This is a genomic window from Providencia sp. PROV182 (genome assembly GCF_028480325.1).
Classification (GTDB): domain Bacteria; phylum Pseudomonadota; class Gammaproteobacteria; order Enterobacterales; family Enterobacteriaceae; genus Providencia; species Providencia hangzhouensis.
Genome location: NZ_JAMPOL010000010.1, coordinates 1 through 19,955 on the forward strand (window position 1 = coordinate 1; position 19,955 = coordinate 19,955).

General features: G+C 37.5%; 18 protein-coding genes. 9 read left to right on the plus strand and 9 right to left on the minus strand.

Annotated features, from left to right (window positions below; all coding sequences use genetic code 11):
- Positions 1-1,399, plus strand: a 1,399-nt coding sequence (locus tag PR834_RS07990) for a hypothetical protein (protein ID WP_272536572.1), incomplete at its 5' end; no start/stop codon positions are given.
- Positions 1,400-1,649: 250 nt separating this feature from the next.
- Here the strand turns inward: PR834_RS07990 and PR834_RS07995 are convergent.
- The 3 genes from PR834_RS07995 to PR834_RS08005 form a co-directional block, all read right to left on the minus strand.
- Positions 1,650-2,468 carry a helix-turn-helix transcriptional regulator gene (locus PR834_RS07995; RefSeq protein ID WP_112307216.1) on the minus strand — a complete coding sequence of 273 codons (819 nt, stop codon included), beginning with the start codon at positions 2,466-2,468 and terminating at the stop codon, positions 1,650-1,652.
- A 732-nt stretch (positions 2,469-3,200) separates the two neighbouring features.
- Positions 3,201-3,563 (minus strand): nitrous oxide-stimulated promoter family protein, encoded by a 363-nt coding sequence (locus PR834_RS08000; protein ID WP_096863321.1) that lies wholly within the window; start codon positions 3,561-3,563, stop codon positions 3,201-3,203.
- A gap of 276 nt (positions 3,564-3,839) precedes the next feature.
- Positions 3,840-4,052, minus strand: a complete 213-nt coding sequence (locus tag PR834_RS08005; RefSeq protein ID WP_004261774.1) for a DUF465 domain-containing protein — start codon at positions 4,050-4,052, stop codon at positions 3,840-3,842.
- A 267-nt stretch (positions 4,053-4,319) separates the two neighbouring features.
- Here PR834_RS08005 and eco point away from each other — a divergent pair, with 267 nt between their 5' ends.
- The gene (gene eco / locus PR834_RS08010; RefSeq protein WP_094962081.1) at positions 4,320-4,796 is read left to right on the plus strand and encodes a serine protease inhibitor ecotin; all 477 of its coding nucleotides are present in this window, start codon (positions 4,320-4,322) and stop codon (positions 4,794-4,796) included.
- 48 nt (positions 4,797-4,844) lie between these two features.
- On the opposite strand, the gene PR834_RS08015 is transcribed toward eco, so the two are convergent.
- Complete coding sequence (locus PR834_RS08015; RefSeq protein WP_004261767.1) at positions 4,845-5,282, minus strand: universal stress protein; 438 nt, start codon at positions 5,280-5,282, stop codon at positions 4,845-4,847.
- A gap of 299 nt (positions 5,283-5,581) precedes the next feature.
- On the opposite strand from PR834_RS08015, the gene PR834_RS08020 reads away from it, so the two are divergent.
- Positions 5,582-6,511 carry a cation diffusion facilitator family transporter gene (locus PR834_RS08020; protein WP_004261765.1) on the plus strand — a complete coding sequence of 310 codons (930 nt, stop codon included), beginning with the start codon at positions 5,582-5,584 and terminating at the stop codon, positions 6,509-6,511.
- A gap of 234 nt (positions 6,512-6,745) precedes the next feature.
- Positions 6,746-7,786, plus strand: coding sequence for a galactose-1-epimerase (locus tag PR834_RS08025; protein WP_272536607.1), 1,041 nt, complete (start codon positions 6,746-6,748; stop codon positions 7,784-7,786).
- An 85-nt stretch (positions 7,787-7,871) separates the two neighbouring features.
- On the opposite strand, the gene PR834_RS08030 is transcribed toward PR834_RS08025, so the two are convergent.
- The 3 genes from PR834_RS08030 to prpB all read right to left on the minus strand — a co-directional run bounded on the left by PR834_RS08030 (position 7,872) and on the right by prpB (position 11,450).
- Positions 7,872-9,326 carry a bifunctional 2-methylcitrate dehydratase/aconitate hydratase gene (locus PR834_RS08030; protein ID WP_096863323.1) on the minus strand — a complete coding sequence of 485 codons (1,455 nt, stop codon included), beginning with the start codon at positions 9,324-9,326 and terminating at the stop codon, positions 7,872-7,874.
- An 11-nt stretch (positions 9,327-9,337) separates the two neighbouring features.
- Positions 9,338-10,501, minus strand: a complete 1,164-nt coding sequence (prpC, locus tag PR834_RS08035; protein ID WP_094962084.1) for a bifunctional 2-methylcitrate synthase/citrate synthase — start codon at positions 10,499-10,501, stop codon at positions 9,338-9,340.
- Positions 10,502-10,562: 61 nt separating this feature from the next.
- Positions 10,563-11,450 (minus strand): methylisocitrate lyase, encoded by an 888-nt coding sequence (prpB, locus tag PR834_RS08040; protein ID WP_004261750.1) that lies wholly within the window; start codon positions 11,448-11,450, stop codon positions 10,563-10,565.
- Positions 11,451-11,695: 245 nt separating this feature from the next.
- On the opposite strand from prpB, the gene prpR reads away from it, so the two are divergent.
- Together prpR and PR834_RS08050 are read left to right on the plus strand one after the other, a co-directional pair.
- Entirely contained in the window at positions 11,696-13,312 is a 1,617-nt protein-coding gene (gene prpR / locus PR834_RS08045) for a propionate catabolism operon regulatory protein PrpR (RefSeq protein ID WP_050763775.1), read from the plus strand.
- A 561-nt stretch (positions 13,313-13,873) separates the two neighbouring features.
- Complete coding sequence (locus PR834_RS08050; protein WP_004261743.1) at positions 13,874-15,016, plus strand: MFS transporter; 1,143 nt, start codon at positions 13,874-13,876, stop codon at positions 15,014-15,016.
- A gap of 71 nt (positions 15,017-15,087) precedes the next feature.
- Here PR834_RS08050 and PR834_RS08055 read toward each other — a convergent pair whose 3' ends face one another.
- Complete coding sequence (locus PR834_RS08055) at positions 15,088-16,032, minus strand: ATP-grasp fold amidoligase family protein (protein WP_036958454.1); 945 nt, start codon at positions 16,030-16,032, stop codon at positions 15,088-15,090.
- 373 nt (positions 16,033-16,405) lie between these two features.
- Positions 16,406-17,503, minus strand: a complete 1,098-nt coding sequence (locus PR834_RS08060) for a fatty acid desaturase family protein (protein ID WP_096863325.1) — start codon at positions 17,501-17,503, stop codon at positions 16,406-16,408.
- Positions 17,504-18,059: 556 nt separating this feature from the next.
- On the opposite strand from PR834_RS08060, the gene PR834_RS08065 reads away from it, so the two are divergent.
- From PR834_RS08065 to frmR, 3 genes are all read left to right on the plus strand, one after another.
- Entirely contained in the window at positions 18,060-18,386 is a 327-nt protein-coding gene (locus PR834_RS08065; RefSeq protein WP_004261735.1) for a DUF1090 family protein, read from the plus strand.
- Between the two features lie 186 nt (positions 18,387-18,572).
- Positions 18,573-19,490 (plus strand): bestrophin family protein, encoded by a 918-nt coding sequence (locus tag PR834_RS08070; RefSeq protein ID WP_036958452.1) that lies wholly within the window; start codon positions 18,573-18,575, stop codon positions 19,488-19,490.
- A 192-nt stretch (positions 19,491-19,682) separates the two neighbouring features.
- A complete protein-coding gene (gene frmR / locus PR834_RS08075; protein ID WP_004261729.1) occupies positions 19,683-19,955 on the plus strand; it encodes a formaldehyde-responsive transcriptional repressor FrmR in 273 nt (90 codons plus the stop codon).

The window sequence follows — 19,955 nt, forward strand, 5'->3', positions numbered from 1 at the left end:
ACTGACGGCGGATTTAAACAAACAACTCGCTTTGTTGAAGCAAAAAGAAGACGGGTTGAAGAAAGCTGAAACGGAGAGCCAAACCACCCGTGAGGCGCTCGCCAAACAGCAAGCGGACGCAAAAGCGCTAGCGGAGAAAAACCAGCAGCTTGTTACGCAACTGAAACAGAAAGCGCAGCAAGCAGATAAGATCCAAGCATCTTTAGCAGAGCAAACTGCCAAATTAGCACAAAAAATTACGTTAGAGTCTGAATTAGCAACAGCAAAAAAACAGTTGGCTGAGCAGCAAGCAGCACAGAATGTTTTATCAAAACAATATGTTGAGAGCCAAAAGCAACAGCAACAATTGCAAGAAAACTTAAAACAAAATGAACAAAATTTTGTTAATGCTCAAAAACAATTGGAACAGGCTAATGCAGAACTGCTGAAATTACAAAAAGATGTTGAAAAACAAACAGCGCTAGTAGGTCAAGCAAGTGACAAGCAAGTTAAAGCGTTAACTGCGGACTTAAATAAACAAGTTACATTATTGAAAGAAAAAGAAAGCGCTATTGCCAAGTTAGAATCTGAGAAAAAATCAATTAGTGACGCTCTTGCTGCCCAAGAAAGTGAGAAGAAAAAACTTGACCAGCAAAACCAGCAATTTACTAAGCAGACTAAGGCTCAAGAAGACAAAATCAGCAAACTTGAAAGTGATATTGCGGCTAAAACAAAGAAACAGTCTGAAATTGAGCAAAAACTGACAGACACGAATAAACTTCTTGGTGATTTAAAAGCGAACTCTCAAAAAGAGTTGGCATTAGCACAAGAAAAATTGAAAAAACTACAAACGGAATTGGATTCAAGTAAATCCATTTCGAGTGATGAAGCTTTAAAATCACAAATTATGGCGTTAAATCGACAGATAACTCAATTACAAAATGAAAATGATGCATTAAAAGCAAGAGGTGGTTCGAAATCGAGTACTGGTCTGGCTGGGCGAATTCCTCCTAGCAAAGATGCAAAAGTGATTGCCGCAGAAAATGCGAAGAAAAACCAAAAAATTATTGAGCAAATTACCGCTCAAAAATACAGTAAGCTCGATAGCAATACTTACTATAAAATCATTCAAGTTGGCTCACCGATAAAAGACGTGAAAAATAAAGACGTGACTTTTATTATGAGAGAGCAATTAACTGACGGTAAGGTTACGGTGTTGTATACCGATCAAAACCCTGTCACATTACCTTATAATCAGTTACCTGCACCATTAAACTCCTTTGTCGAACGAGCAGGGGAAGGGGGAATGGTTAAAGTCTATATTAAACCTGAAGGTGGGTATGGCGTTGAAGGCATACCAGGTGAGGTACCACCAAACTCCATGTCAATTATTGATTTAAAAATAATCAAAGCGAAATAGCATAGCTTTTATTTAAGGTTATCTTAAAGGTAATTTGTCACTGAAAGGCAAATTACCTTTTTTTGTGATGTATCAATCTGAAAGAAGTATAAGAAGTATAAGAAGTATAAGAAGTATAAGAAGTATAAGAAGTATAAGAAGTGAATGTGAATATTTAAAGGAAGGATTTGATGTTTGCCTTTCTGCCAGATTATAGTGAAGATTAAACTTCTATAACTGACAGGGCATGAGTTAGAGTCTTACTGAGCGGTTAAGCTGCTATTCTTGACCGACTCGGTGTGTAGCCAAACCGTTTTCGATAAGTTTGGGTGAAGTAAGATTGACTTGAAAAGCCTGCTTCCATAGAAACCTCTACAATACTCATTGTAGTATTAATTAATAACTGGTGTGCATACATAATACGTTTTTCACTTATCCATGCGCGTGGTGACGTTGCATAAACGGTATTGAACAGTTCTTTAAATGTTGTTAATCCCATACCAAAAGTACGTGCGAACTCACTTAATTTCCACTCTTTAAGATAATTATTTTCCATAAACATTTGTAGACGTTCTATTTGGCGACTACTTAGCTGTCTAAAATTAGATAGCAATAAAGCACCTTGTTCACTGTAGCTTAGTAATAACAGTAATTCACTAACTCGGAGTGAGAAAATGACGTCAGGGTATTCGTTATTAACAAATGTATTTAAGCTTGATTTGATTTCTTCAATGAGAGGGGATGAATTAAATTTAATGATATCACAGGGTAAGCCTTCATTGCGGTCTATTTCGCTTAACTCAGTGCCATGATTGGTGATGAAACTACGCAAAAAGTTATCATCCAAGGATATCCAAAGTAATTTGCAACTTGTTGTTTCAGTGAGCTGTAGTGAGTAAGCTCCCTGTTTGTGATATAAGATATCGCCTTCATTTAAAGATTGTGAGTTAGCTGGGGTTTCTAGTAACACAGAGCCTTGTTCTATAATTAAAAGCCCTTTAGTTTCTAGGTCAATAATGTTATGGGCCGCGTTACTATCAATGTTTATCTGTTTAATGAAGTGTCGATTTGGTGAGTTTATTGCTTGCATGACTATACCTTTTTAATCGTATTTAAATATAAATTCAAAATAAAATATTCAACTATTCCTATCTGGTGATATAAAGCATGGATGTTATTAGTATGATTGAAATTATATAAATCGATTAATTTTGTGTCACATTATAATTCTAAATATAAATAAATGTTTCTAAATATACTTTTTCCGAGTTATTATTGTGAATTGCTCGGTATTTTTTGTGTTATTGGTGGGGTAATTTAATTATTATACTTATAATTTTAATTAGTTTGGATTTTTAATCTGAATTGATAAAATTAGTCGTATGTTAATATGTTATCGTTTTTTACACCTAAACCGTGTTTTTTTTCTACTTTCTTCTTACTTATCATTTTTAGCATAGTAATATAAATTTTAGCTATGCTAATGATGATTATAGATTTCGGCAAAACTATAATTTATTAATTTTACTAATGTAATTAATGGTTATTAATCTAAGTTATTTATTTTTTAAATCGATATGATTGATTTAATTTATTAAGATGTGGGGAGATTGCTATTTGTTTGTGACTCGAGTCTCGTTTTTTAATTGATAGGTTTCTATGATTGCTTTAATAGGTATTTTAAATATATATTTTTATAAATAGTTCCTTAGGGTTACTACTTGTTGCTCGCCATTTTTCAACATCTTTGTGCTTTATTATTTCTCCTCATGTTGTACTTTGCTTTAAATAGAGGGCTAAGCTTGAGCTATAGGCTCACTAATTATGGCTCTTGTTTCTGAGTTGCTCGCTTGTTTACTTTAGCTGGTAAATCAGGGACTGGTTTACGATCATCAAGTAAATGACGTATAGCGAGAATTGGGTGATGGATTAACATCTTCGGGCCAGCCCAGCGCATAACTAGCTTCATCTGCTCTCTCATTTTGGGTTGGTAACAATGGATTGGACATTGTTTACATGCTGGTTTTTCTTCTCCATATCGGCATTTTTCTAATCTATTAACGGCATAGGAAAATAGTTTTTGATAAAAATCAGGTGATTCTGCTGGTGCTGGATAGGCTTTCTCATAGATTTTTATCATTTTTTCAATCGTTTTAATTTCACGGTGTATGCGTTTGCCAACCATAGAAAATTCTCTATAAAAACAAAACATATATTTAATATACAATTTATGGTTGGTTTATGATAATTTTTTTGTATTTTTATTGATGGGACTCAATAAAATGGTGAGTTATTCGGCGTAATAAAAAGAGGGTAATAAAAAAATACCCTCTTATATTAGTGTGAAACAACACTAGCTAACGTTAAATGATCGATAGAATATCATTATCTTTTAGGATGTTAGCCCAGTTTTTGAATTTCATTATGTGAGAAAAACAACTAATACTATTATCGTGATAACCTATTGACTCGAGAGCATTATTTTTTGCATTTCATCTTTAAGATGTAATTTTTCTTTTTTTAGCTTAGCGACATGCTCATTGTAACCAGCACCAGAAGGCCCTTCTAATTTGCTGATTTCTTTGTCGAGTTGATGATGTTTTTCATAAAGAGTTTGAAAACGGGGATGTGTAGAGATTAATTTTGAAACTAAATCTTGATCTGCTGATAACATACTACCTCCTCAGAATATATTAAGCCTCAGTTTCAGTATAAACAGTGCATGCATTTTGTACATCCAAATAGCTTGTAATTTACATAATTTTTATTAGTTTTATGATCCTTCTACTAGAATTAAGTAGTATTACATGGCTTTTACCTGAGTTATCTATATTTTTGTAATTAAGAATCATCTATAGTGATAATTACGGTGTAAATGACTTAACATGGATAAAAGACTGGTTTTAAAAATTGGTTTTGTGTTCTTAAATAGGAATAAATAATGAAAAAAGCGATTTTATCTGTAATGGCGGCGGCACTAATTTCATCTTGTGCAGTAGCAACGGAAGATTTGGAAAAGATCGCGCCATACCCAAAAGCAGAATCGGGTATGACTCGTCATGTGATTGAATTAACCAAGCAACAAAATGAAAATGACTTTATGGTTGAGTTAGTTATTGGAAAAACGATCAAAGCAGATTGTAACCGCCAATGGTTTATGGGTGACCTAGACAGAAAGACGTTGGAAGGCTGGGGCTATGATTATTATAAACTCGACGAAGTAAAAGGCCCGGCATCCACTATGATGGGATGCTCTGAGCCTGCAAAAGACCGTTTTGTGACGACTCAATTAGGCGATGATGCATTTGTGCGTTATAACAGTAAATTACCGATTGTGGTTTATGCTCCGAAAGATATGCAAGTAAAATATCGTATCTGGTCTACAGACGATAAATTAATTGATTCAGTTACAAAATAAATATTAAAGAAAATGCCGCATTTAGCGGCATTTTTTATAGAAACCAATTTAGCGAATAACGAAGACAGATGTTTTCGCATGGCGCACGATTGCAGAGGCTGTTGAACCTAATAAATAGGTTGAAGTGCTTGGGTGATGGGAGCCTACAACAATGAGATCTGCGCTAATTTCTTGCGCATAATCTAAGATTTCATCTTTAGCTGAACCAATACCAATTTTGCAGTTAATCCGTTCATCAGCAACTTTGATATCTTTAATGACTTCTTCTAACGCACGCATTGCAAGGATTGAGCGTTCCGCAGAATCTTTGTTGCTTTCTGGTAATGCGGCAATTTCAATACCAAAAAATAACTCAAGGCTCGGAATAACGGATAGAAAATGAATTTCAGCTGAGCTTAGTTGCGCTAGTGCCTCAACGTGTTTGATGATCTCTTGGTTTAATTCATCTTCTAACAAATCAATAGGGACTAGGATTTTTTTATACATAGCTACCTCATTTTCGTATTATTTAAAATTAATTACAAAAGGTTATCTACAATATACTATAAGTTAAATGAAAAGTAATAAATGCTATAACGTGCGCATTTATAACGATAATCTAAAAATGACATAGCTTCTTCTTTGAAAAGAAAGAATAATTATTATCAACTCTCAGTGTTATTTACAAATCACACAGAGACTTTTAACAAAATATATGCGAAGATCGCGGTAAGTTGCTTAACTAATTGATTTAAATGTGTTATTTGAATGATAATTGTTTTGTTTTTCATTAAAGAACCTATTTTATGACTATGAATAATGCTTCAACACAGAAAAAAAGTGATTTTGAAATCCAACAAATAAAATTTAAAGCCGCAAAAAAAAGTACCTTAGTCAGTGTTGTCGTAAATATTTTCTTATCGATTTGGCAGATAATTGTTGGTATTTTTTCTCATTCTTCCGGGTTAGTCGCTGACGGTATTCATACATTATCGGATTTGGTCGCTGATTTTGTGGTGTTGATAGCCAATAAGAAAAGCCACAAGAAGCCAGATGAAGACCATCCATATGGTCATTTTCGTTATGAAAATGGCGCTTCATTAATATTAGGTATTATTTTATTAATTGTGGGCGTGGGAATGGTTTGGTCAGCGATTGAAAAATTACTGAAACCTGAGTTAATTCCTGAAGTTCACTCAATTGCATTGATTGTTGCACTGATTGCTTTAGTCGCAAAAGAGGGGCTGTTTCGCTATATGTTGCATGTCGCGAAAAAAGTAAACTCCAGTATGTTAGTGGCGAATGCATGGCATGCTCGTTCCGATGCGGCTTCCTCCCTAGTGGTGGCCATTGGTATTGTTGGTAGCTTGTGTGGGTTTAAAATTTTTGACCCACTGGCCGCGTTGATTGTAGGGACATTTGTTTTTCGGATGGGGTTTAAATTCACCAATCAATCCATGCAAGATTTAATGGATAAAGGCGCAGACGAAGAAACTTTGCAGGAAATCCGTTCTGTTTTGGATAATATTAGTGAGTTATCAGGATATCATGATTTAAAAACACGTAAATCGGGTGACTTTTTATTGGTGGATGTGCATTTAGAGCTTGATGGAAATATGAGTATTACTGTTGGCCATGAAATTGCGGTAAATGTGCGTAAAAAATTGATGGAAAACCCATTAATTTTGGATGTTATGACCCACCTTGACCCGTATGACAAAGACGCTAAGCATTAATCACACATTTATTTTATTTTTCGATAAAAACCGAGCTTTAAAGTGGCTCGGTTTTTTATTGCAAGCTATTATGTAAAATCAACACATTAATTATTGCACCTGATTGATAACAAGGCGAAAATTAATAAGCAGTTTCAAGATGGCACAATAAGGTATTTGTTTCAAAATATAGGGCAAATGTAGCAAACCCCACAAAATGCTCTCTATAGTGATTATTGAATGATTGAGGAAAAAATGCGGTTAACTCAAGAACAATGTCAGACATTTCGCGCCCCAAAGGTTATTGCCCTTACTAATCAAAATGGTATGAAGGTTATTCTCAGTAGCCTAGGAGCTAGTTGGGTTAGCTGTATACTTCCACTAGCAACAGGAAAACGAGATGTTGTTTTAGGTTCACCCAATATGGCTAAACAGATGGAACAGGGGGTATACCTTGGTTCAATCGTTGGGCGAGTTGCTAACCGCATAAACAATTCACAATTCACGCTAGATGAACAGCATTATCAACTTTCGAATAACCAAGGTGTACATTGCTTGAATGGTGGAAAACACAGTTTTAGCCATCGCATATGGGGTATTTTTCAACCAACACCCCAAAAAGCTGTTTTTTCTTTGACGTCGCCTGTTGGTGATCAAGGCTTTCCGGGGCAGTTAGACGTTGAAGTGAGCTATGAACTTACAGAAGATAATCAAGTCGTTATTCACCATGCTTATCAATCGACAGAAGCTTACCCTGTTAATCTTGCGAATCACATCTACTTTAACTTAGCGGGGGAGGACTCGGTCAGAACGGCTTTGGAACATGATTTATATATTGATGCAGACCAATATTTGCCGACAGATATGGACGGTATCCCAACGGGAGAGTGGTATAACGTTGCAGATACAAATTTTGATTTTCGCCAAAGTAAACGGATTGGCCGAGATTTCTTACAAGATGATGACCAACGTCGAGTTGGGGGGTATGACCATACGTTTATATTAAACAATACATTAACCGATGGTCTGCAGACGGTGGCAACCCTCGGAGCACCAAGTGGTGATGTGCGGCTAAATATCGCAACCACGCAGCCTGCATTACATGTGTACAGTGGAAATAACCTGCTTGCAACGTCGGGGAAAACACGAACGTATGTCCCTTATTCAGGGGTAGTGATAGCAACTCAGTTTCCAGCAGATGCAATCAATCACCCTGAGTGGGGAGAACAATACAGTTCGATTGCATTTCCTCAACAAATGTACCAAAACCAAACGCGTTACCAATTTGTTTTCTAATACAATAGTGAATATTCAGCGCCTCTATATTAAGGCGCTGAATTACTCGCCAGTTAATGCTCGCCAGTTAATAATTTCCTTAGTCTTAAATAACGAATAGATCCATATATTCATTGACGGGCATTTTTTCTAGCATTGGCTTATCGAGAGAGGCTTTTAAAATTCGAATTTGTTGAGCCTCTGGGAATTGCCTTGCTAAATTAATTCTAAATTTATTTAATAACAATGGCATCCCTTCTTTACGGCGGCGTTTATGGCCAACAGGATATTCGATAACAACTTCATCAAGCACTTGCCCATCCTTCAATGTAATGGTTAACCCATTGCTAATCGAACGTTTTTCAGGGTCATGATAGTCTCGGGTAAACTGTGCATCTTCAGTGCAATGCATTTTTGCACGTAATGCATCAATACGCTCATCTTTGGCAATATTATCTTCATAATCAGCAGCCGTTAAACGACCAAAAATTAATGGGATAGCGACCATATATTGAATGCAATGGTCACGATCTGCCGGATTATGTAATGGGCCTTTTTTATCAATGATACGAATACAAGCTTCATGAGTGCGTATGGCAATAGACTCAATATCTTGAGCCGTTTTTCCTAATTTTTCGAGGGTTTGGTGGAGTTGTAACGCTGCCTCTACTGCTGTTTGGGAATGAAACTCAGCAGGGAAAGAAATCTTAAACAACACATTTTCCATAACATAGGAGCCATAAGGACGTTGAAAACACAGGGGTTGTCCATTAAATAAAACATCGTAGAAGCCCCAGGTTTTAGCCGTTAGCGCCGTTGGATAGCCCATTTCCCCTTTTTGAGCCATTAAAGCCAGCCGTACAGCACGGGAGGTGGCGTCACCTGCCGCCCATGACTTGCGAGACCCTGTATTGGGGCTGTGGCGGTAGGTACGTAAGCTGTGACCATCAATCCACGCTTGGGAAACAGCATTGAGAATTTGTTCTCTTTCCAGCCCCAATAGATGAGAAACAACCGCAGTTGATGCCACTTTGACTAAAATAACATGGTCGAGCCCGACTTGGTTAAAGGCATTTTCTAGTGCGATGCAGCCTTGAATTTCATGCGCTTTAATTAATGCAGTCAAAACATCTCTAATAACTAGCGGTGGCTTGCCTTTCGCAATGTTTTCACGAGAAAGCCAATCCGCAGTGGCTAAAATACCACCAAGGTTATCCGACGGGTGGCCCCATTCGGCAGCCAGCCAAGTGTCATTAAAGTCGAGCCAACGGCACATTGTGCCAAGATTAAATGCGCCTTGCACTGGGTCTAATTGAAATTGGGTGCCTGGGATTTTTGTGCCATTTGGCACAATCGTACCCGGAACGATAGGCCCTAATAATTTTTTACATGCAGGGTATTCAAGGGATTCCATACCGCAACCAAGGGTATCGAGCAGGCAATGATAAGCCGTATCATAGGCGAGGTCAGAAATAATTGGGTAATCCATTACATAATCAACAATATCGCTGATCACTTTATCAAATTCAATTTGTTGCGAACGCACGGTTTGTGTTGTCATTAGGTTACCTTTTAACGCTGTTCTATAGGAGTAAATAATTGATTTTCAGGACCAATATAGTTGGCTGAAGGACGAATAATTTTATTATCTTGTCGTTGCTCAATAATATGTGCTGACCAGCCAGCGGTACGTGCCATAACAAATAATGGGGTAAACATGGCGGTGGGAATGCCCATAAGGTGATAAGCCACAGCAGAAAACCAATCTAAATTTGGAAACATGTTTTTTTCACGTTTCATTACGGATTCAATTCGATCCGCAACGGTATAAAGATGTCGATTTAGGCTCTGTTCTGATAACTGTAAAGCGACAGACTTGATAATAGGGTGGCGGGGGTCTGCGAGGGTATAAACGGGGTGGCCAAACCCAATGATAACCTCACTATTTTTAACGCGTGCTGTAATATCTTGCTCTGCTTCCTCCATTGAGGCATAACGTTGCTGAATTTCTAATGAAACTTCATTTGCCCCCCCGTGTTTTGGGCCACGCAAAGCGGCAATTGCACCTGTCATCGCAGAGTAAAAATCCGTGCCTGTTCCCGCAATAACCCTTGCTGCGAATGTCGATGCGTTAAATTCATGTTCTGCGTATAAAATTGCCGCAATATGCATAAATTTTTCCCATTGAGCAGGGGGCTTTTTACCGTGTAATAGGTGTAAGAAATGCGCACCAATTGAATCATCATCAGTTTGGGTTTCAATACGTCTTCCATGGTGGCTAAAGTGATACCAATACAACAACATCGAACCCAGTGACGCTAATAAGCGATCAGCAATATCCCTAGCACCGGAAAAAGGGTGAGATTCTTTTTCGGGTAACACGCAGCCCATCATTGATACGCCTGTGCGCATGACGTCCATTGGGTGCGCGTTCGCGGGTATGGATTCTAACGTTTGTTTAACACTTGCCGGTAACCCCCGAAGAGATTGCAACTTTTCTTTATATGCAACGAGTTCGGTTGCTGTCGGCAGCCTTTCATGGATGAGCAAATGCGCGATTTCTTCAAATTCACATTGTGTGGCTAAGTCGTGAATGTCAAACCCGCGATAATGCAGGTCATTACCATTACGCCCAACGGTACAAAGTGCGGTATTTCCGGCAGTAATACCTGAAAGTGCAACGGATTTTTTAGGTTTAAATTGAGGTGTTTCAGTACGACTAAGTTGTTCATTCATCATTTATTCCTTGTAGGGGACAGAGGCGATGCAACTTTTAGTAATGATAAGTGCTTAAAAATTAGGATTTATTCTTGGAAAATAACGCATCCAGTTTTTGTTCATAATCGTAATAATGAATACTTTGATACAGCTCTTCTCGAGTCTGCATAAGTGGAATGACACTTTTTTGAGTGCCCTCTTTGCGTAATGTTGTATAAACCTGTTCAGCGGCTTTATTCATGGCTCGAAACGCAGACAGTGGATACAGCGCAATGGCAATGTCAACACTGCGTAGTTCATCAAGAGTAAATAAAGGGGTTTGACCAAATTCAGTTAAATTGGCCAGTACGGGAGCTGAGGTATTACTTGTAAACTGTTGATACATAGAAAGCTCAGTAATTGCCTCTGGAAAAAGCATGTCCGCACCGGCTTCTAAGTAGGCTTGTGCACGTTCCAGTGCGGCATCAATGCCTTCGACCGCTAATGCATCGGTTCGAGCCATAATGACAAAGCTGTCATCGGTTCGTGCATCAACAGCCGCCTTGATGCGGTCGACCATCTCTTGTGTCGAAACAATTTCTTTATTAGGACGATGGCCACAACGTTTTGCACCCACTTGGTCTTCAATATGCAACCCTGCCGCACCGGCTTTACAAAAGGATTTCACCGTGCGGGCGACATTAAAAGCAGAAGGGCCAAAGCCAATATCGGCATCGACCATAAGTGGTAAGTCACATACATCAGTAATGCGTCGAATATCAATTAAAACATCATCTAACGTTGAAATACCTAAGTCCGGCATGCCCAGTGACCCCGCAGCGACGCCACCTCCAGATAAGTAAATAGCTTTATAGCCAGCTTGTTTTGCAAGGAGCGCGTGGTTGGCATTGATAGTTCCAACGAGCTGCAATGGAGATTCTTGCTTGATAGCCTCACGAAATTTTTGTCCTGCACTAAATGACGACATAATAGCCTCATATGATGTTAATTAATTGTAATGAAATTGAGATAACTATAGTCATATAGCAATTGACGTGCCAATCTGGCTCTAAATTACATGGGTATGCAAATGTGTTTAAAATCAAACTGATATTGTTTTTTTTGATTTGTGACGGGAAAAACAATTTTAAAATAATCGGTTGGTGTGTTTCGTTGAAACAAGATATTGTCAATTGAAACATAAATGAAACATGGTAAGAAGGTATGGCGATGATGGAAAAACCGATTATTTGGACTGTTTCAGTGTCTCGGTTATTTACACTGTTTCGAGATATCAGCCCTGAATTTAGTGAACAAGCGGAAATCACCCCACTAAACCTTGGTTTTGAGCAGGCGGTAGAGGCCGTGCATCAACGATTACAGGGTGGACATTGTGATGCCATCATTAGTGCAGGTTCAAATGGTGCTTATTTAAAAAGCCATGTTTCAGTTCCTGTTATTATCGTGAAAATTAGCGGGTTCGATGTCATGCAAGCATTGGCCAAAGCCCGAGAGATTAGCGATAAAGTCGGGATCATTAATTATAAAAAAACACTTTCCTCATTAGATGAATTTCAGCAACGTTTTGGTTTGCAAATTGAACAGCGTAGTTATGTCACCGCAGAAGATGCAAGATCTCAGCTTAAAGCATTAAAAGCAATGGGAATTTCTGTTGTTGTAGGGGCTGGACTCATCATGGATTTAGCTGATGAAATGGGGATGACAGGGGTTTTTGTCTATTCCACACAAACCATACGACAAGCATTCTCAGACGCTATCGAATTAAGCCGAATGTCGAGGCGTGAAAACCATTCGCAAGACAAATATCTCCCTCCTAATCCCGCAAAAGTCCGTTATACCATTAATGACCTGATTGGTTCGTCATTACCGATGGAACGTGTTAGGCAAACTATTATGTTGTACGCACGTTCTGATGCAACAGTATTGATTCAAGGTGCGAGTGGAACTGGGAAAGAGATGGTGGCACAAGCGATTCATCACGAATATACCTTATTTAATCAACATAAGCGCAGTAAACAGCAAATGCCTTTTGTGGCCGTGAATTGCGGGGCGATCCCTGAAACATTATTAGAAGCCGAATTATTTGGCTATGAAGAAGGAGCCTTTACTGGCTCTCGCCGGGGTGGCCGAGCAGGGCTATTTGAACTGGCGAATGGGGGAACACTGTTCTTAGATGAAATTGGTGAAATGCCGATTGCATTACAAACAAAATTATTACGAGTGCTCGAAGAGCGTTCTGTCGTGCGTGTTGGGGGGTATAAACCGTTAAAAGTCAATGTACGAGTCATTTGTGCGACTCATTGCGATTTAGACCGTTGGGTAAGAGAAGGGCATTTTCGTGCCGATCTATTTTATCGGCTCGGGGTATTGAGAATGCGAGTTCCAGCACTCAATGAACGTGGCGATGATATTTTTGTATTAGCGGAGCGGTTACTTAAGTTAGCCTTTGCAGGCTTAATGCAGCCGTTGCCTTCTTTTCGTGTACAGCAGTTAATTGCGTGTAAACGCTTTTTTGTTGAGTATTCATGGCCCGGTAATGTGCGAGAACTCAGAAACTTAATGGAGCGAGTTGCACTTTATTGTAGCGCATACCCCGAAAAGGCCATTAGTGAGGAAATGTTGGCGAGTCTATCTCCTGAGCGCAAATGGGATGCAACAAGCCATGAGGTTGTTATCGATAAAAGTAAGGAACCGCTTACTGACGTGATGAATAGGTTTGGTGGTGATCGTAAAGCCGTAGCTCAGTATTTAGGTATTAGCAGAACAACCCTGTGGCGGCGTCTTTCTTTATTAGAGAAAGCAAATCAGGTAAATCATGATACTAAATAATAATTAATTTGTATTTATTCAGGGGGGATTTTGATTAAAAGGTAATGGATTAGTGAGAGTGCCATTAAGGAGATAATTAGGTTGTTTTTATTCATGGAATCATTGAATACTACTTGTTGAATTAAATTCATTCAGTCGTGTTCAGTGACAAATAAATTATTTTGTTATTAAGCGCTTTTAGGATTTTTTTCATATGACTTAAGTTATATCAAATCGTAACAAAAAACAGAGATGTTTATATCTATCTATTGCTTTGATTTTTAAGTGTTATTTTTGTTTTTCTTGTTGTTCTTTCACTAAATTCACCATCGTAAAAAACGTGATTTTTCTCACATAAATTATTTTGCTAGTCACCATTAGATTTTCTCATTTTAACTTCATGATTGAACGTTCTATATTGCGCTCAAATTAGTCCTATCTTTGTTTTTTTACTACTGCACTAATCGCCGAAATGTGTTCTTTCTTGGGAGCACAATGCTGTCGTATTCAACGATGTAGTTGCAGCGCATATTATTTATTTTGTTAGTTGGAGAGTTGGGCGTGAATCAGTCCACTACTATCATGCGCAAACGCGACAATGCATTCGTTCCTGTTGCAGGGTTAACGATTTTTGCTATTGCATCGGGTTATTTAATGAGCTTAATCCCATTATCGATGGGAAGTTTTGGTATTGATACGCAATATGCGGGTTGGTTAGCGAGTGCGTATTATATTGGTTTATTAATTGGCTCAATGTTAATTGAACCAATTATTGCCAAAATAGGCCATCGTCTCGCCTTTATTGGCTTTTTATTGATGCTTGCCGCGACAGTTATTGTACTGCCGTGGACCCCGACCATTGAAGCTTGGTTGCCAAACCGCTTAGTTGCAGGGGTTGCAGTGGCGGGGATTTTTGTGGTTGTCGAATCTTGGTTATTGATTGGCGATAATCCGAAAGAGCGTGCTAAACGTTTAAGTTTTTATATGACGTCATTGTATGGCGGAACCACTCTTGGCCAGCTTGCTATTGGTGTTATTGGAACCCATGGTGCTTATCCGTTTATGGTGGTATTAGGGTTATTATTATTAGCGGTAATGCCACCGTTATTAGTACGTCAAGGCCAGCCAGAAAGTGGTTCGCATCAAAAACTGTCATTGAAAAAAATTGCTCGTTTAAGTAAACCTGCAATTATCGGTTGTATGGTTTCTGGTATTACCATGGGGACTATCTATGGGTTAATGCCGTTATCATTGAAAAAAGACCAATTCACCACCGACCAAGTCGGTGTGTTGATGGCTTCAATTATTCTTGGTGGGATGTTAATACAGCCAGTTGTTAGCAAATTATCTGTCTTAATGAGTAAAACCTTATTACTTGCGATGGTTTCATTATTAGGTGTTTTTGCTATGGGTGTTATTTATATTTCGAGTGACTACTTAGTTATGATTGTCGCTTTAGCGCTACTCGGTATGTCAACTTTTGCCCTATATCCTGTGGCGATAACGTTGGCGTGTGATAACTTAGATTCCTCCTATATCGTCGCAGCAACACAAGTGATGCTGTTTAGTTACAGTATAGGTTCAGCAATGGGGCCTATCGCAGCAGGGACGTTTTTAGGCCAACATAATGGTTTAGTGAATTTCTTCTTTATTGTGCTGTTAGTGACTGCGATTTATATGTTAATTGCGAGCTTACGTCGTAAAGCCAGTGTGTTAGCAAATTAATTTTATCGACAAATAAAACTGCTAAATAAAAGGCTCTGTGAATTACTTACAGGGCCTTTTTGTCGTTCTAATTATTTCTTTTTATTGACGGTTGAAGGTGACAGTTGTGCTTCAATGGGTGAATGCTTTGTATTACGTACAATGCGTTGCTCCCAAAGCTCCCCTAATTTGAAATCCCATGATAGCGGTGATATTTCTGTTCTACCTGCATTTGGGGCAAATGTAAGTTCGCTGAAATACAAGGTATTTTCATCAGACATCAAAAAATCTGCTCGGCAATAATCAAAAGGTGTGACGAGTATTTCTGCTAACCGTAACATTTCTTTGAATAGTGGTGGCTCAGATACGGGTTCCAACATGTTCGGATAACCAAAAGTCACGGGTTGTAACTGCCAGTTGATATCATAAATATTAATAAATTCATTGCCAAATTCGTCTGAGTAATCAATCTCTGCATAGGCAGGCTTACCAGAGAAGCAATGGATCCTGCATGTTTCTGGTACTAACTTCCGGTTTTTATTAGCGAATAAATCAATATATTCTTCACACATAATTTGTGCGGGAATAGTTTTATAATGACGTTCTCGAGTAATATAGTAAAGGTTTTTAGTTAAATGAAAATCTAATTTATTTTTAGCTTTTAGCCAGTCAAAGTGTGCTTTATCGCGACAAATAATGCTACTACCACTGTCGTGATTGCATTTTAAAACGAAACGCTCTGGCAGTTTGTTTAGATCAATTTCATCGACACTTTTATAAGTGGCGATGATAGGTACTAAATATTCATTTCCTATTGTTCGTGAGATATATTCCCTTACCGCGAGTTTATCTGCAAATTGTGAATATAATGGATTTTTATCTCGCAACATTCTGAAATTTACTTTCTCATTAAAACTTTTTGGGGCTTTAAAATCAGGGCGGTAATTGAGTTTTTTAGTAAATTTATTAGTGAGATATGTTTTGTCACTCACTATGAGTGTACGTAATTTTTTTATAAAATACTCTGCTTTTTTCATGCGAGCACCAACCATTCTAAAATTGTAGTGTGTAATTAAAATCTAATTTTTATTTGATTATATTTTTTATAACTTAAATAAAGCATCAATAAATGTAACGGTCAATTTAATAATTTCTTAATAAATAAATATTAAACAAAAGATAAATAATGTTCATTTTGTTAATAATAGCCGGATATCCGTACACTTTTATATCAATAATTCAATCGATCGTTTTAATTATTCGTCATTAATAATAAGGGTATTGTTTATTTAAAGTGTAACAAAAGTAAAGAAGATAGACCTTAAGGATTTATTTAGATAATATCCCTCCTAAAATAAGGGAATAGAGGGGACATTTGAGAGAATTGTTATTTATAACTTACTAAGATAACTATTTTAATGGCGGCTGCCCCATCTTTTTTAGGAATCGTATTTGAGCCGCAACGAGTTGTTTGTAATCAATACAACGATATGGCATATCATATTGCTGCGCCAATTGGGCTAAGATGTGAGCTAAAGCAGGGTAATGGCGGTGATGCCAATGAGGAAAAATATGATGTGTAAGGTGGTAGTTTAGTCCCCCAGTTAAACGCCATAAATAATGGGGGGTCGGTAGCCAGTCACAAGCCGTGACAAAATTATGATGGTACCAACCATGCTTGATCTGTTTATCTTCAGGAGCAGTGAAAAACTGCGTCTCTGCCCAATGTGTACCGAGTAATAAATAAATGACAAAAATGGATGCAATCATTTGGCTCAATAAGTAAGTGATAAGTATTGTTGTTAAGCTGATCCCATGGCTGTGAGCCACTAGCAGTGGGGTGCCAATCATTAATATTAAGTGACATACTTTGCTACCTAAAAATAGCGTCCAACCCAGTTTACCCTGTAAAACTTTCTGTGTTTTTAAGCGTGTTTTCCCAGTTCTGTCCGACCAATCAAAAACCAGTGCAATCCATGTGAGTGATAATGATGCAACGAAAGGCCAATAAATATGTTGATATTTCATGAAAGGTCGCCAGCGTTGAAATGGCGTTTGGCGGAATATACCATTTTCTTCAGTATCTAAATCATAATGCTCAATGTTGGCATAGTGATGGTGATAATGAACATGGCGTGTACGCCAAAACTCTGGCTCTAAACCTAAAGGTAATGTCACTAAACGGCCAAATAACCGATTTTTCCAGCTTGATTTAAATAAGGTATTATGACAGGCATCGTGCTGGCCAATCACATTCAATAGCATGATGAGTAAAACAAATACAAAATAGGATAATATGTAAATTGAGGTAGATGTTGTTATGAGTGTTGGCAGGTAACTCAGAAGAGCAAAAATAAACAAGATAGCAATTGCAGTAAGATCATATCGGCTGGCAAATACGTGATCTTGCTTAGTTTGCAGATATTCTTGACTAGCTTGTTTTAATGCAGCATGAAATTGTTGTTCGTTAGCATTTGCGAACGTGAGTTCGAAGTCAGTGTGATGCATGCTACTCTCATTTGAGGTTATCTTCTTTTAATTAAAGAGTATATCTTCACTAAGTAAAGCGTCGCAAAATAAATATGAAGGGGGAGAAATATTTCGACTTATTCTGAATCAATTTTTATCAAGAATAATAATTTTTGGTATTTTGGATGAATATTTTTGAGAAATATCGATATAAATTGAGGATTTGTGCAAAGTAAACAATTAAATACGAGTTAACCATTAATTAAACTGATATATATTCTATAAAGTATTTGGTCAAAACACGTACTTATTAATTTTCTGAAATATAAAAACTAGCTACATCCTTGTAGAGTGATCCTTTAATATTAAGGTATCAGGGAAAAATGTGTCTGTCTGTAATAAATTATGTGAAAAAAATACTCAATCTAATTTAAGTTGTTAATAATAAAATATAGTTATCATTTTAGATGGGTTTGTTTTAATTATCCATTATATTTGTTTTACTTAAGCTAAATTAGGAGCTTGCCTATATGAATAATGCGTCAACATGATGAAATAGCCACAGATAAATTATTTTTCGAATAAGGAATGTTATATGAAAAAAATACTGTTAATAATTTTATCAACACTGATTATTCCTGTGTCCGCTCAAGCAGGTTATCAATATTATGGTTGTGATAAAAAAATCTATCAACTAGAGAAACAGCTAAAATACGCCAAAATGCATGGTAACCGAAATAGAGTTGCGGGGTTAGAGCGCGCTATTTCAAATGTACAAAATAACTGTTACGACCATTATTCGGGGGCGACTGGGCCAACAAAATTAAATCATCGTTATAGCTTTACTGAAGCAGATCGTTTAGAGCAGCAGATAGAAGCATTACAAGATGAAATAGAACGCTTAAAAGCGGCTAAAAATTAACTCAATACGTAATATTAAAATCAAATATTATTTATAAGTTAAAAACGTGTTGGATGAATTTAGCGCTATAGCTGCTTGTCGTAATTATTGTCATATTCACTTTAATTTTTGTCTAGCTATAGCGCATTGAATTAATCAGTGAAATAATAAGTTAACGTCGTTTTTTAATATTGTATACTTTTTATTATGGTTATTCGTCCTCATCAACACTGGTTTTTTCGGTTATTCGACTGGCATGGCTCTGTACTGTCAAAAATAACATTTCGGCTTTCTCTAAATATAATGATATCAATCGTAGCAGTACTAAGTTTCCAATGGTACGAGCGATTAGGTATACACTTAACAATAGCCCCCTTTAGCTTACTAGGGATTGCCATCGCAATATTCCTAGGTTTTCGCAATAATGCATGTTACAGCCGCTTGATTGAGGCTCGCACACTCTGGGCTTCGTTATTAATTAACCAAAGAAATATTCTAAGAAATATTAAAGGGTTATTACCTAATGATCAGGCCGCCCAAAAGGAATTTGCTAATTTGCTGATTGCTTTTGGTTGGAGCCTTAAACATGAATTAAGGAAAACCAGCCCAATCATTGATATGTATAGGTTATTACCCCGTACTATTTTTGATGAGGTTATCCGAAGTCCGTTTCCCACTAGCCGAATATTATTGCAGATTGGCCTAAAGGTGGGGGAATTACGCGATAAAAAAGTCATCAGTGATGTACTCTTTCAAGCTATTAATAAAGATATTAATGCTCTATCGGAAGTTCTTGGCGGCTGCGAACGTATTGCGAACACGCCGATCCCGTTTGCTTATACACTAATTTTGCAGCGAACTGTTTACTTATTTTGTTCGTTACTTCCATTTGCATTGGTTGTTGACCTACATTATATGACGCCATTTGTTTCTGTTTTTATTTCTTACACTTTTTTAGCGTGGGATGCACTAGCCGAGGAACTTGAAGATCCTTTTGGGACTGCTGCAAATGATTTACCGCTGAATGCCATTTGTAATAGTATTGAACGCAATGCATTGGATATGTTAGATATTCAACCACTTCCCCCTCAGTACCAGCCAGATAAATATTTTAACTTGTTGTAGTGCTAATCTATTCATTCTTGAAGACAGTAAAGCGTGATATTCACGTTTTACTGTTTCTCCTTATTTCTCTTTCCTCTTTTTTCTTTTCTATCGAATATTATTTTGTCTTTTTGGGTCATACAAATCAGGAATTCTGTACAGATAATCTTATCAATACTATACTCCCCCTATGTATACTAAAGGGGCTTAAATATGCCACATTCCCCAAAAGAAAAAAAAGCAGTTCTTACGCGGGTCAGAAAGTTGAAAGGGCAATTGCTTGCCTTAGAGTCAGCCTTGGAAGATGAGGTTGAATGCGCCGCCATTTTACAACAAATTGCTGCTATTCGTGGGGCAGTTAATGGTTTGATGGCCGGGGTATTAGAGAGTCATTTGCGGGAAGGGCTTCAAGAGTCAGCAACAACACAGTTGCAAAAAGACTCAGTAGACGATGCCATCTCATTAATTCGTACCTATTTGCGGTAA

Excerpts from the sequence above, each read along its gene's own strand:
- PR834_RS07995 (WP_112307216.1), bottom strand. The coding sequence starts at position 2,468 with ATGCAAGCAATAAACTCACCAAATCGACACTTCATTAAACAGATAAAC.
- PR834_RS08000 (WP_096863321.1), bottom strand. The coding sequence starts at position 3,563 with ATGGTTGGCAAACGCATACACCGTGAAATTAAAACGATTGAAAAAATG.
- PR834_RS08005 (WP_004261774.1), bottom strand. The coding sequence starts at position 4,052 with ATGTTATCAGCAGATCAAGATTTAGTTTCAAAATTAATCTCTACACAT.
- eco (WP_094962081.1), top strand. The coding sequence starts at position 4,320 with ATGAAAAAAGCGATTTTATCTGTAATGGCGGCGGCACTAATTTCATCT.
- PR834_RS08015 (WP_004261767.1), bottom strand. The coding sequence starts at position 5,282 with ATGTATAAAAAAATCCTAGTCCCTATTGATTTGTTAGAAGATGAATTA.
- PR834_RS08020 (WP_004261765.1), top strand. The coding sequence starts at position 5,582 with ATGACTATGAATAATGCTTCAACACAGAAAAAAAGTGATTTTGAAATC.
- PR834_RS08025 (WP_272536607.1), top strand. The coding sequence starts at position 6,746 with ATGCGGTTAACTCAAGAACAATGTCAGACATTTCGCGCCCCAAAGGTT.
- PR834_RS08030 (WP_096863323.1), bottom strand. The coding sequence starts at position 9,326 with ATGACAACACAAACCGTGCGTTCGCAACAAATTGAATTTGATAAAGTG.
- prpC (WP_094962084.1), bottom strand. The coding sequence starts at position 10,501 with ATGAATGAACAACTTAGTCGTACTGAAACACCTCAATTTAAACCTAAA.
- prpB (WP_004261750.1), bottom strand. The coding sequence starts at position 11,450 with ATGTCGTCATTTAGTGCAGGACAAAAATTTCGTGAGGCTATCAAGCAA.
- prpR (WP_050763775.1), top strand. The coding sequence starts at position 11,696 with ATGGAAAAACCGATTATTTGGACTGTTTCAGTGTCTCGGTTATTTACA.
- PR834_RS08050 (WP_004261743.1), top strand. The coding sequence starts at position 13,874 with ATGCGCAAACGCGACAATGCATTCGTTCCTGTTGCAGGGTTAACGATT.
- PR834_RS08055 (WP_036958454.1), bottom strand. The coding sequence starts at position 16,032 with ATGAAAAAAGCAGAGTATTTTATAAAAAAATTACGTACACTCATAGTG.
- PR834_RS08060 (WP_096863325.1), bottom strand. The coding sequence starts at position 17,503 with ATGCATCACACTGACTTCGAACTCACGTTCGCAAATGCTAACGAACAA.
- PR834_RS08065 (WP_004261735.1), top strand. The coding sequence starts at position 18,060 with ATGAAAAAAATACTGTTAATAATTTTATCAACACTGATTATTCCTGTG.
- PR834_RS08070 (WP_036958452.1), top strand. The coding sequence starts at position 18,573 with ATGGTTATTCGTCCTCATCAACACTGGTTTTTTCGGTTATTCGACTGG.
- frmR (WP_004261729.1), top strand. The coding sequence starts at position 19,683 with ATGCCACATTCCCCAAAAGAAAAAAAAGCAGTTCTTACGCGGGTCAGA.